The organism is Spirulina sp. CCY15215, assembly GCF_016888125.1.
In the GTDB taxonomy this organism is placed as follows: Bacteria; Cyanobacteriota; Cyanobacteriia; order Cyanobacteriales; family Spirulinaceae; genus CCY15215.
The window spans coordinates 1-13,438 of sequence record NZ_JACSWA010000396.1 but is presented as its reverse complement, the minus strand read 5'-3'; the positions used below and the strand labels follow the sequence as shown (position 1 = coordinate 13,438).

Annotated in this window: 7 protein-coding genes; 6 read left to right on the top strand and 1 reads right to left on the bottom strand. The window is 41.2% G+C overall.

The annotated features are described in order from the left end of the window. The first annotated feature begins 159 nt into the window (after positions 1–159). The 5 genes from larE (at position 160) to JUI58_RS11285 (ending at position 10,701) form a co-directional block, all read left to right on the top strand. Positions 160–978 (top strand): ATP-dependent sacrificial sulfur transferase LarE, encoded by an 819-nt coding sequence (gene larE, locus JUI58_RS11305; RefSeq protein ID WP_204103891.1) that lies wholly within the window; start codon positions 160–162, stop codon positions 976–978. Positions 979–1,078: 100 nt separating this feature from the next. Then, positions 1,079–4,219 (top strand): PAS domain S-box protein, encoded by a 3,141-nt coding sequence (locus JUI58_RS11300; protein WP_204103890.1) that lies wholly within the window; start codon positions 1,079–1,081, stop codon positions 4,217–4,219. 28 nt (positions 4,220–4,247) lie between these two features. After that, positions 4,248–7,022: a hybrid sensor histidine kinase/response regulator gene (locus JUI58_RS11295; protein WP_204103889.1), complete on the top strand. Its 2,775-nt coding sequence runs from the start codon at positions 4,248–4,250 to the stop codon at positions 7,020–7,022. Further along, entirely contained in the window at positions 7,022–9,328 is a 2,307-nt protein-coding gene (locus tag JUI58_RS11290) for a response regulator (RefSeq protein ID WP_204103888.1), read from the top strand. The genes JUI58_RS11295 and JUI58_RS11290 overlap by 1 nt, the downstream gene beginning before the upstream one ends. A 2-nt stretch (positions 9,329–9,330) precedes the next feature. Continuing rightward, complete coding sequence (locus JUI58_RS11285; RefSeq protein WP_204103887.1) at positions 9,331–10,701, top strand: diguanylate cyclase; 1,371 nt, start codon at positions 9,331–9,333, stop codon at positions 10,699–10,701. A gap of 11 nt (positions 10,702–10,712) precedes the next feature. Here JUI58_RS11285 and JUI58_RS11280 read toward each other — a convergent pair whose 3' ends face one another. Next, the gene (locus JUI58_RS11280) at positions 10,713–11,906 is read right to left on the bottom strand and encodes a GNAT family N-acetyltransferase (protein WP_204103886.1); all 1,194 of its coding nucleotides are present in this window, start codon (positions 11,904–11,906) and stop codon (positions 10,713–10,715) included. Between the two features lie 453 nt (positions 11,907–12,359). Between JUI58_RS11280 and cruF the strand changes: the two genes are divergently transcribed. After that, positions 12,360–13,295 (top strand): gamma-carotene 1'-hydroxylase CruF, encoded by a 936-nt coding sequence (cruF, locus tag JUI58_RS11275; RefSeq protein ID WP_204103892.1) that lies wholly within the window; start codon positions 12,360–12,362, stop codon positions 13,293–13,295. The last annotated feature ends 143 nt before the right edge of the window (positions 13,296–13,438 follow it).

Sequence of the window (13,438 nt, the reverse complement as noted above, 5' to 3'; positions counted from 1 at the left end):
GTGGTTAGTGGGGAGTGGTTAGTGGGGAGTGATTAGTGGGGAGTGGTTAGTGGGTAGTGATTAGTGGGGAGTGGTTAGTGGGGAGTGGTTAGTGGGTAGTGGGGAGTGGTTATCAACTCTCTAAAAATGTTAAAATTTGATAAATTTGAGGTAAATTTTATGTTGGATCGCAAACTGCAAGAATTAAAAAGATTATTGAGGGAAATCGATCGCGCTTTGATTGCTTATTCTGGTGGCATTGATAGCACCTTAGTGGCAAAACTTGCTTATGATGTTTTAGGCGATCGCGCTGTAGCAATAACAGCAATTTCCCCATCTCTACTACCAGAAGACTTAGAAGAAGCCAAAATACAAGCAGCAACCATCGGCATTACTCACGAAGCCATAGAAACCCATGAAATGGAGAATTCTAACTATACTTCCAATCCTGTCAATCGCTGCTATTTTTGTAAAAGCGAACTCCACGATACCTTAAAACCGATCGCCATCGCTCGAGGCTATCCTTATGTTATTGATGGGGTTAATGCTGACGATCTACAAGATTATCGTCCTGGAATTCAAGCCGCAAAAGAACGAGGTGCGCGATCGCCTTTAGCAGAAATAGGAATAACAAAATTAGAAGTGCGAGAATTAAGCAAAACTTTGGGTTTATCCTGGTGGGATAAACCTTCTCAACCCTGTTTGAGTTCTCGTTTTCCTTATGGGGAAGAAATTACCGTAGAAAAATTGCAGCGCGTTGGACGATCAGAAGTTTATCTGCGAAAATTAGGATGGCAGAATTTGCGAGTGCGATCGGCTGGAAATACGGCAAAAATTGAACTCCCACCGGAACAAATTAAAGCGTTTATCGCGAGTGTCGATCTACCCAGTTTAGTCGCCATTTTTCAAGAGTTTGGCTTTCTCTATGTTACCCTCGATCTGGAAGGATATCAGAGTGGAAAACTTAATCGCGTTTTAGAGCAACAAACTCAATCTTAATTTAGAATAAAAAAAACAGAGTAAATTTCAGCATCGCTTTCTTTAAGGAGGACAATGAAAAAATTTATCTTTAAGTTTATTTTTAATCCGAGAAAGATCGATGCCTAAAAAACTCAAACTGCAAGAAAAAGAGATTGCCGAACTTAAGGAAGAAAATCAACGCTTACAACAACAGTTGGCAGAATCTCAACACCGTTGTAGCCAAAAAGAGCAAGAATGGCGAAAAACTCAGGCTGAGTTAGAAGCAATTCGCCAAGGATATTCTTCCGACTCCAAAGGATTTTTGCGTCTGGCGATCGACAATATCCCTGGAGCAATATTCTGGAAAGATCGCCAATCTGTTTTTCTGGGTTGCAATCAATATTTTGCTAATCTTACTGGTTTAAATTCTCCTGTAGATATTGTCGGTAAAACTGACTACGATCTGCCTTGGAAACCAGAAGAAACAGAATTTTTCCGGGAATGCGATCGCCGTATTATGGACTCCGATGCTCCCGAATTAGGCATTATTGAACCGGCACAACAAGCCGATGGTAATTCCTATTGGTTGGAGACAAATAAAATCCCCTTGCACGACTCTCAAGGCAATGTTATCGGTATTCTGGGAACATTTGCTGATATTAGCGATCGCATTAAAACAGAAAAAACCCTACAACAATTAAACAATGAACTAGAAGAGAAAATTATCGAAAGAACCCAAAAACTGCATGACACGGAAATTCGCTTGCAAAGATTAATTGATAATATCCCTGGATTAATTTTTCAATTTCGCCTTGAAGCCGATGGAACACCATCTTTTCCCTATGTTTCTGAAGGAAGCCGCGACATTTATGAACTCGATCCGAGCAATTTTCTACAAACCTTCGATCTAGTTCATCAAAACGATATTGACTCTCTCCATCAAACGATTCAAAAATCAGCGCGATCGCTGATAAGATTTGACCACGAACACCGCATCATTACCCCCAGTGGAATCTTAAAATGGGTGCAAGTTCTCTCAAAACCAGAACGACAAGAAGACAATGCTATTATTTGGGATGGCATCATTATTGACATTACCGATCGCAAACACGCAGAAGAAGAATTACTGATATTTAAACGAGCCGTTGAAAGTGCCAGCGACGCGATCGCCATTGCCAATCCTCAAGGGGAACTCATTTATCAAAATTTAGCTCACATTCAACTCTACCATTGCGAAACCATAGAAAACTATCGAGAAACGGGAGGAATTGCAGCCTGTTATCCAGATAGCGATCTTTATCAAGAAGTCGTCTTAACCGTTCTTAACGGAGAATCTTGGATGGGTGAAGCCGAACAACGTTCTCGCAATGGTCGTCATTTTCCTGCCATTATTAGTGCCAATAGTATTAAAGATGAATTGGGGGAACTACTCGGTTTAATTGGTATTATCACTGATATTAGCGATCTCAAAGCGATCGCGCAAGCCTTACAAGAAAGTGAAGCCAAGTATCAACAAATCCTTGATTCTATTACCGATATGGTACTGGTGAAACGGGAAAAATCCCAGATTGTCTGGGGGAATAAATCTTTTCGAGACTATTATGGCATGAGTAATGAGGAACTAAAAAGTCTTATTGATACTTCTTTTAACGAGCCTGATTATACTCAACAATCTGTTCGCGATGATGCTTATGTTTTTGAAACCGGACAACTTCTGGAAGTAGAAGAACCCGTAACCCGTCATGATGGAGAAGTGCGACAATTTAATACAATTAAATCTGCCATTCGCAACGAAAAAGGAGAAATTATTTTAACCGTAGGTGTATCTCGGGATATTACCGATCGCAAACGTCAAGAAGAAGCCTTGCAGGAATCAACCGAGCTTATTTATCAGCAAGCACAACGAGAAAAACTACTCAACCAATTAACCAACCAAATTCGTAACTCCCTCGAATTAAAACAAATTCTTAATGCAACAGTACGAGAGATTCAGCGTTTTATCAAAGTCGATCGCTGTCACTTTGCTTGGTATGTTGAAGAAGGAGAAAAAGCCTATTGGGATATTGTCGTGGAAGTCCAAACTGAGAATTTACCCAGTTTTATCGGACGACATCCTGTTAGTGCTTTTGGACCGCTTTCAGAAATGGTTTTGCAACGACAAACCGTGCGTCTCAATGATGTTTCTCACATCGAAGATCGAGAAGTACGAGAGTTTGTAATGACCCTAGGAAATCAATCGATGTTAGTTCTTCCGGTTTGGGATAATACCGGAGAACGTTATGGTATTATTGCTTGTATTCAACATCAAGAAGTGCGACCTTGGCATGATGACGAAGTAGAGCTTTTAGAAGCCGTTACCGATCAGTTAGCGATCGCCCTCAATCAAGCCAATCTCCTCACCCAAAGTCAAGCGCGTACCCAAGAATTGGAAAACCTTTTAGAACGATTACAACGCACCCAAACGCAACTGGTTCAAAGCGAAAAAATGTCCAGTTTGGGGCAAATGGTCGCTGGAGTGGCACATGAAATTAATAATCCCGTCAATTTTATTCATGGTAATCTCGTCCATGCGAATGAATATACAGAAGATTTATTAGGATTGCTCGATCTTTATCAAAAATATTATCCTCAACCTCATCCCGATATCGGCGAGGAAATTGAAGCGATCGACCTTGATTTTCTCAAAGCAGACTTACAGAAATTACTTCTATCTATGCGCGTCGGAACCGATCGCATCAGTGGAATTGTGAGATCCCTACGAACTTTCTCTCGTCTCGATGAATCGGAAGTCAAAGATGTTAACCTTCACGATGGTCTTGATAGTACCTTAATGATTTTACAAACTCGTTTGCGGTCACAAAATTGGCGACCAGAAATTAAAATTATTAAAAACTATGGCGAATTACCTCGCGTCAAATGTTATGCAGGACAACTCAATCAGGTATTTATGAATATTATTAGTAACGCGATCGATGCTTTAGAAGAACGCGATCGCCAGCGAACCTTAGAACAAATGCAAGCACATCCCAGTCAAATTGACATCCAAACCCAGAGAAAAGATAATAATATTATCATTCGCATTCGCGATAATGGCATGGGAATGAGTGAAACTACCCGAGCTAAACTTTTCGATCCCTTCTTTACCACAAAAGGCATTGGCAAAGGAACAGGATTAGGCTTATCCATTAGCTATCAAATTGTGACAGAAAAACATAATGGTAAACTATCTTGTACTTCCCAGCCAGGAGAAACAGTATTTCTGATTGAAATCCCCATCTAATATCCATTCTTAATTCTTAATTCTTAATATGGTTTTCAAATTCTCACCCAAAACTCTGACGGATCTATCAAAACGACTGCCTTTACGGGTTGTTTTACTCGTCCCTTTTGTTCTACAAATTTTTGGTACAGTAGGAGTTGTAGGCTATCTTTCCTACCGTAATGGACAAAAAGCCGTTAATGACTTAGCATTACAATTACGAAAAGAACTCTCGGCTCGGATCGAACGAGAATTAAGAGCATACACTGAAGCGCCTCACATTATTAATAGAATTAATGCTAGTGCTTTTGCTCGCGGTGATATTGATATTGATAAGATGCAAGGAGAATACTTGCTTTGGGAACAGTCGCGACTTTTTCCTAGCAATAGTTGGATTTATTGTGGAAGTGAGAAGGACGGTGGATTTTTAGGAGTAGGCAAAGAACCGAATAAATCCCGACTATTCTCAATTGTTAATCAATCAACGGGTAATCGTTTTCGAGATTACAACTTTGATGAGAAAGGAAACCTTAGTAACCCGACCATTGATGAAAGAATACCTCGCTTTGATTCTCGCACTCGCCCTTGGTATAAAAATGCGATGACGACAGGTAAACCAAATTGGGGGGAAATTTATCTTGATGCGATTATTCATGTTCCCCTCCTTTCTGCGAGCATACCCGTCTATGACGAGGGAGGACAAACGATAGGAGCCTGTGCGACAGATTTCCTTTTATCGGAAGAATTTACGCAATTTCTCAAAAATTTAGAAATTGGCAAGTCTGGCGAAACTTTTGTTATAGAGCGATCGGGAACTTTATTAGCGACATCTCTTGAGGAACTATCTTATGTGAAAAAAGACAAAGATGTTCAACGTCTCAAGGCAAGTGAACTCAAAAATCCCCTAGTACGAGAAACGGCAAAATATTTACAAGCACATTTTGGAGATTTTACTCGCATTCAAAACCCCCAGCAACTCGCCTTTACCCTCAACGGTCGGCGAGAATTCATTCAAGTTCAACCCTTTAAAGATGAGTACGGTCTGGACTGGCTTATTGTCGTAGTTATCCCAGAAGCGGACTTTATGGAACAAATCCATGCTAATAACCGCACGACGATCGCCCTGTGTCTTGTAGCATTAGCTGTAGCGACGGTTTTAGGCATTTTAACGGCACGTTGGGTTACACAACCCATTCTGCGTTTAAACCAGTCAGCGAAAGCCCTTGCTGAAGGAAAATGGCAGCAAACAACAGATATTCAACGTCAGGATGAACTCGGAGAATTAGCGAAATCTTTTAACACCATGGCCGCACAGTTGCAGGATGATTTTATCACCTTAGAACAGCGCGTGGAAGAACGCACGGCAGAACTGGCCGAGTCTAACCAACAATTGGAAATTGCTAAGGAAAAAGCCGATGCAGCTAACCAAGCCAAAAGCACCTTTTTAGCTAATATGAGTCACGAATTACGCACTCCTCTTAATGCTATTCTCGGTTTCTCGCAAATTCTGACGCGATCGCAAAGACTTGACCCAGATCAACAAGAAAATATCAATCTGATTAATCGCAGTGGTGAATATTTATTAACATTGATTAATAATGTTTTAAATTTGTCTAAAATTGAAGCGGGAAAAACAACCCTAAATCCTTCAGATTTCGACATCTATAGTCTTTTAGATGAAGTCGAACAAATGTTATATCTCAAAGCAGAAGAAAAGGGCTTACAACTGCACTGCGAGTATGCAGATAATGTGCCTCGTTTTGTTCATAGCGATCGCACTAAACTTCATCAAGTTCTAATTAATCTGATTAATAACGCTATTAAATTTACCTACGAGGGAGGGATTGCTGTTCGAGTCTTTGCCGGGAGCGATGAAGAAGTAAACAACCAACAACAAACAACCCTTCGTTTTGAAATTGAAGATACGGGAGTCGGAATTGCTCTAGAAGAGATCGATAGCGTTTTTACCGCCTTTGGACAAACTCAAAGCGGTTTAAACTCTCAAGAAGGGACGGGTTTGGGTTTACCTATTTCTCGCAAGTTTATACAACTCATGGGAGGAGATATTACTGTAGAAAGTCAAGTAGATCGAGGAACAGTTTTCAAGTTTTCCATGCAAGTGAGTATCGCAAAAAATAGTGATATTTCTACCCCTACAAGCAAACGAAATGTGATCGCCCTTGCTCCCAATCAAGCAATTTATCGTCTTTTAATTGTTGATGATAAACCGATCAATCGTCAACTTTTAATTAAATTACTCAATCCTTTTGGTTTTGAACTTCAAGAAGCAGAAAATGGTCAAAAAGCGATTGAAATTTGGCAAAATTGGCAACCTCATCTCATTTGGATGGATTTGCGAATGCCTGTTATGGATGGCTATGAAGCAACGAAAAAAATCCGTTCTTATTCTCAAGGTAAAGAGACAGCAATCTTGGCAATTACTGCCAGTGTTTTAGAAGAAGAAAAGGCCGCAGTTTTTGCAGTAGGATTTGATGATTTTATTCGCAAACCTTTTCGAGAAGAGACTATTTTTTCGGCTTTAGAGAAACATTTAGAGGTTGTTTTTATCTACGAAGAATTAGACAAGCCTTCCTCTCCTACTGCATCTCAAAAAATCACCCCAGCCGATCTTGACATTTTACCCAAAACATGGTTAGCAATATTTTATCAAGCCATAGTTGAGGGTCAAATTCAACAGTTACATAAACTAATTACAGAAATTCAGCCACAGTATCCAGAAATTGCTGCAACATTACTCGATTTAACCAATTCCTATCGGTTAGATCGATTATTAGAGTTAGCTGAAGGAGGAGAAAAAACATAATGAATCATTTTGAAACCCAAAAAATCGAAATTCTTGTTGTCGATGATACGCCAGCAAATTTAAGTGTTTTAACCCAAATGCTTTCTAGGAAAGATTATGAAATTAGGGTTGCACCCAATGGTAAACTGGCGCTACAATCGGCACAATCGAAACCCCCTCAATTAATTTTATTAGACATTACTATGCCGGGGTTAGATGGCTATCAAGTTTGCGAGCAACTGAAAGCTAATCCTAAAACTAGCGCTATTCCTATAATTTTTATTAGTGCTTTAGATGGAGCAGATAATAAAGTGAAAGCCTTTCAAATCGGAGGAGTTGATTATATTACTAAACCCTTTGAAACTGTAGAAGTATTAGCACGAATTGACAACCAACTGCGTCTGCGATCGCTACAACTCCAACTGCAACAGCAAAACCAACAATTGCAGCAAGAAATCAAATCTCGCCAAGCTGTTGAGGAACATTTGCGAATTTTGAAAAGAGCGATCGCGGAGTCAGTCAATGGTATAATTATCATCGAGGCTCGTGTTGAAAATTATCCTATTATTTTCGTTAATACTGGTTTTGAGAGAATTACAGGATACAGTAGCGAGGAAGTATTGGGGCAGAGCTTTGATTTTCTCTTGGATAGCGATCGCGAAAGTGAAGATTTTCAGAAACTAAAAGAGGCGATCGCCACAGGAAAATCTTGCCAGATTCTCTTACACGATACCCGCAAAGATAAAACGCGATTTTGGAATGAATTAAGTCTTTCTCCTGTCCGTGATAAAAAGGGAAATCTTACCCATTTTATCGGCATTCAAAACGATGTTAGCCATCGCATTTCCATTGAAGAAAAAATAATTCGTGCGAAAGAAATAGCCGACGAAGCCAATCAAGCCAAAAGTACCTTTATCGCGAATATGAGCCACGAATTGCGCTCTCCTCTCAATGCTATTCTTGGCTTTTCTCAACTAATGGGGCGATCGACAGGACTCTCTCAAAGCGATCGGGAAAATATTAGGATTATTAATCGCAGTGGCGAACACTTGCTCACCCTGATCAATAACATTTTAGATCTCTCAAAAATTGAAGCAGGAAAAACCGTCCTGCAGCCCGTTAATTTTGACCTTTATCGTCTCTTAGATGAAGTTGAAGATATGTTTCTGCTCCGCACCGAAAATAAAGGGCTACAATTGATTTTTGAGCGACAAGAAAACATCCCACAATACGTCTGCACCGATATTGTTAAACTTCGCCAAGTATTAATTAATTTACTGGGAAATGCGATTAAATTTACCCACAAGGGGGGAATTTTCGTGCGGGTCAGAGTAGGGAAAACAGAGAAAGAAGGCCAAACAGCAACTCCCTCCCCCTGTCCCATCCCCAATCCGCGATTTCCGATCGCCCAAATTCATTTTGATGTTACCGATACAGGATTAGGAATTGCCGAGTCAGACCTCGATCGCCTCTTTGAAGCCTTCACGCAAACTCAAGCAGGAGCAGAAATCCAAGAAGGGACGGGGTTGGGTTTACCGATCGCTCAGAAATTCGCTCGTTTGCTGGGTGGGGATATTCGCGTTCGCAGCATAGAAGGGAAAGGGAGTACCTTTAGTTTTGATATTTGGGTAGGTGCTGCCCTAGCGATGGAAGTTTTGGAGGCAAAACCCAAGCATCAAGTCATTGCCCTGGCTAACAATCAAATCCAATATCGCATTCTCGTTGTAGACGATCGCCCCAGCAATCGCATTTTACTCGTTAAACTACTGCAACCCCTAGGATTTGCCGTGAAAGAAGCCGAAAACGGCAAAAGGGCGATCGAGATTTGGGAAACCTGGGAACCTCACTTGATTTGGATGGATATGCGAATGCCAGTCATGGACGGTTATGAAGCAACGAAATATATTAAAAAGACACTCAAAGGGAATGCAACAGCAGTCATTGCCCTGACAGCCAGTGCATTAGAGGAGGAAAAAGCGCTCGTCTTGTCTGCTGGTTGTGACGACTTCGTGAGAAAACCTTTCCGAGAGGAAGAACTTTTTGAGACAATGGCTAAACATTTAGGAGTCCGTTATGTTTATGATGATACTGATCTACAAATCCAACAAAAACAGCAAAACTATGTTCTAGATTCTGACACACTGCGGGTAATGCCAGAAACTTGGCGGAAACGGCTTTATCAAGCTGCAATCGACTTAGATGATGAACAGATTCTAACTTTAGTGGCCGAAATTCCCGCAGACTACGCCGATTTAGCCAAGGCGATCGCGAATTTAGTCAAACAATTTCGGATTGATAAAATTATTGCATTAATTGAACAAATTTAGTAATGACTACAGAACAAGAATTTCTCGGTGATATTTTAATTGTTGATGACCTACCGGAAAACTTGCGCGTGCTTTCGCAAATGCTTTCAGAAAATGGTTATAAAGTTCGCAAAGCCATCAATGGTAAAATCGCTCTACGTGCAACGCAATCGGCAGCACCAGATTTGATTTTACTTGATATTAAAATGCCCGATATGGATGGCTATGAAGTTTGTTCTCAACTCAAAGCCAATCCAGAAACAACTGAAGTTCCTGTTATTTTTATTAGTGCTTTAGATGAAGTTTTAGATAAAGTTAAAGCCTTTCAAATGGGAGGAGTAGATTATATTACCAAACCTTTTCAAGTGGAAGAAGTGATTGTTCGGATTGAAAATCAACTCACAATTCAACGTCAAAAATTGCAATTGCAGGAAGAAATTAAACAACGCAAAGAAACTCAAGAAATTTTACACCAATCTCGCGCTCTTCTTGCCAGTGTCTTAAACACTTCTTTAGATGGCATTGCGGCTTTAGAAGCGGTTCGAGAGCCAACAACGGGCAAAATTGCTGATTTTCGCTGCATTGTTGTTAACCCTGTTATTTCTCGTATTGTCGAACGTAAAAAAGAAGAATTAACGGGAAAACTGATCCTCAAAAAATTTCTCAGCCAACGAGATCCCCTCTTATTTGCAGAGTTTGTCAAAGTGACGGAAATGGGAGAACCTTTGGAGCGAGAATTTTGTTATGAGCGAGGAGATCGAAAAATTTGGTACTATATCAGTGCGGTTAAATTGGGAGATGGATTTGCCGTTACCGTTCGCGATATTACTCAACAAAAACAAGTTCTCTTATCTCTACAAGCAGAAAATCAAGAACTAGCTGAACGTTCGACGGTTGATAACTTAACACAAACAGCCAATCGACGCTATTTTGAAATTTATCTTGCCCAACAGTGGCAAACTTTAGCAGCAGAATCTTTGCCCTTATCTTTAGTGATTTTCCATGTCGATAATTTTGATTTCCATCGGAAGAATTATGGAGATGAAACCAGCAATAAATTTTTGCAAAAGGTTGCTAAAGCAATTAAACAGTATCTCCGTCGTTCGGAAGAATTAGTCGCACGTTATGAAGAAGCAGAGTTTGTGGCAATTTTACCCAATGCTGACGATTATTGGTCATTACAAGTCGCGGAATTAATTCGTACTGGTCTTGAATATGAGGAGGATTCCGATTCTCTAGAAACAGGGGATAAAATAACAATTTCAATTGGTATTACGACCTTTATTCCGACGACGAATGACTCTCCTACTATTTTAGTAGAACAGGCGCAAAAAGCCCTCGATCGCGCTCAGAAAAAAGGCGGTGATTGTATTGAATTTTATGAAACCGAGTAATTAAAATCTCTCTAAGAAGTCGCTTCGGGAGGATTGGGTTTATTATTCTCTTGAGAATGAGATTCCGAGGATTTGACCCGAAATGACTTTAACCAGTGAATGCGACTGGGAACTGGTGTGCGTGCGGGATTAAGTCCTTGTAACATATCGGATAACTGCAAACCTTCACGACGAGTCTCCCTTAACTTATGCCAGACCGATCGCGACATTAACAGAGTATGTTCTTGACGTTCCGCGCCCAATTTTTCCAAATATTCTTCCCGTTCCGGCTGATAGTCTGCGGAAACCACTTGCAGCGATCGCCTCTTTTTATCTTTAACCAACCCGGCTATCTGGGAAAACAATTCTGGATACAACCAGGTATAAGCAGGATGAACCGTAAGTTCCACTTGATGAGCCTTTTTCTCTGGGCAAGACTCAAGTTTAAAATAGCCGATCGCCGCTTTGCGCTGGGGTTCAAATACATAGGCACTCGCTACTTCTCTTTGATTGACCAAGCGCTCAAATTTGGTCGCTGTAGACTGAAGTAAAGGAGTTTTAAAATCTTGGATGTGGCGATCGAACACTTGTCGCAATAATGGCGGCATAGACACGGTATCCAATTGATAAAGTAACTGTGCCTCAGCATTGCTGACAGGTAGCAAATTGGGGAGGGAGGGTTCGTGCTGGGCGAGTTCCAGGGCAATTTCCGGGGCAATATGCCAAGAGGTCATTTGTGCGAGGGGTTGAAAGCCATTTTGACGGTAGAGGGCGAGGGTGTCGCGATCGCTAACATTGACCTCTAAAAGCCAAGTTCGCGCCTCCCAGATCGTCTCGAAACAGTGCCGCAGCAACTGGGAGCCAATATCTTTCAGATTTAAGGTTTCTTGGGGCTGTGATGCTTGAAAATCAACGAGAACGTTCTGCACCTGCCAAGTGCTGCGAGTGCGGTTAAAAGGCGCAACGCAAATCAAACCGCAAATTCTATCTTGTTGTTCAGCAACATATAAATGAAAGGGATGTCGGCTAGAATTTGGCAAGAGACGAGAAAGTTTGAGCAGTCCATACCACTGTTGAAACCGCTCTAATTTTTCCTGTAAAGCCTCCATCTCGCTCCCTCGCTCCCGAGTCCAAGATTTGGCAGCAAGTTCCCGCACTGCTTCAAAATCGCGCAGTTGTAGGGAACGAATAGCGATAGTGGTATCTGGGGGAGAAGATGAATTCATAAATCTGGTCTCGACTTGGCGAGGAAATAGAAGGATTGTCGTTCATTGAACCAATTCACTCTATTCTACAACCTACCATTAACATTATAAGTAGTCGGACAAAAACTTTGAAGCTATGTATGTTTTCTGTGCATATTTTACATATTTTGTCAAACAAAACCCTATCATTTCCTAAAATTTTGAGAGCATCATCTTTTCCATTGCATTAGTTCCTCGATCAAAATTGTTACAAAATTGTTAAGCTAAACCTGGTACAACGCAATACAGAAGAATCGGCAATTTGCCGATTCTGTTACAAAACTTTAAATAATGTGTTTAGAGATGTAAACTAGACGGTTGATGCGTAGCGAAAAAAATTGGCAAAATATTCTTATTCTGCGCGATCGCCTTGGAAAAGATGAAATTTTTCTGAGGGTGTCAATGACTACCAACATTTTAAGAGGGCTAGAATTCATGAAAAAACTGGTTATACTCGAGCGATCGTTCCTTGCCGGTCATATTGCATCAATGTTTTTTGGCTTGGCTGGCTTGTTATTCGTTATCCCGAATACTGAATTTATTGTCAGTCTTTCTCCCATCGGACAGAAGGTCTTTGCTTGGTCGATGGTGGGAGGAGGGGCGGCTTATATGGTGCTAGGAACCGCCGCCGTCGCGATTTATGCTTATCGCGTTTTTGGGTTCAAAGCCTGGTTTACTTTTATGGTATCGGCCATCACCATTTCCCTAAGCAGCGAACTGCTGGGAACGAGTACAGGGTTCCCTTTCGGTCACTATCGCTATCTCAGTGGTTTAGGCTATAAAATTGCGGGTTTAGTGCCGTTTACGATTCCCCTCTCGTGGTTTTATTTGGGTTTTGTCGCTTATCTGCTGGCGCGATCGGGTTTGGAACAATTGAATATCTCTAAGGGACTGCGTTTGGGGGGGGCGATCGCTTTTGGCTCTATTCTTCTCACCTCTTGGGATTTCGTTTTAGACCCCGCCATGAGTCAAGCTAACCTCCCCTTTTGGATTTGGGAACAACCGGGAGGCTTTTTTGGTATGCCCTATCAAAACTTTTTCGGCTGGCTGGGGACGGGTATTGTCTTTATGACTGTGGCAACTCTGTTATGGGAGAAAAATCCTCTCTCTCTGTCGCGATCGCAATTGATTTTTCCCCTCATTGTTTATCTTGGGAATTTGGGTTTTGCCCTGGTCATGAGTGTAGGGGCGGGTTTTTGGATTCCCGCTTTTCTCGGCATTTTAGTGGGGGCTATTCCCGCGATCGTCTTCTTCTCAATGGTTAAATCTCAATCCCAGATTAGCGGCAAATGGGCAACAGAGGATGAACAAGAGTTCATCGTTACGGAAGTAGGGATGAAGAGTAACCCAGATTCACTGGCGGTGAAGTAATTGAGAAAAAATTATTGGTTTTTCTCTACTACTTCTCTTTTTTAACGTCAGGAACCTCAGCCTAAAGGCGTGAGGCTTGAAAGAGAAATCTGACAAGCCATTCTGACCAGACTCAGTACCTTGCGTACTACGTTATTTGGGTC

Excerpts from the sequence above, each read along its gene's own strand:
- cruF (WP_204103892.1), top strand. The coding sequence starts at position 12,360 with ATGAAAAAACTGGTTATACTCGAGCGATCGTTCCTTGCCGGTCATATT.
- JUI58_RS11295 (WP_204103889.1), top strand. The coding sequence starts at position 4,248 with ATGGTTTTCAAATTCTCACCCAAAACTCTGACGGATCTATCAAAACGA.
- JUI58_RS11280 (WP_204103886.1), bottom strand. The coding sequence starts at position 11,906 with ATGAATTCATCTTCTCCCCCAGATACCACTATCGCTATTCGTTCCCTA.
- JUI58_RS11290 (WP_204103888.1), top strand. The coding sequence starts at position 7,022 with ATGAATCATTTTGAAACCCAAAAAATCGAAATTCTTGTTGTCGATGAT.
- JUI58_RS11300 (WP_204103890.1), top strand. The coding sequence starts at position 1,079 with ATGCCTAAAAAACTCAAACTGCAAGAAAAAGAGATTGCCGAACTTAAG.
- JUI58_RS11285 (WP_204103887.1), top strand. The coding sequence starts at position 9,331 with ATGACTACAGAACAAGAATTTCTCGGTGATATTTTAATTGTTGATGAC.
- larE (WP_204103891.1), top strand. The coding sequence starts at position 160 with ATGTTGGATCGCAAACTGCAAGAATTAAAAAGATTATTGAGGGAAATC.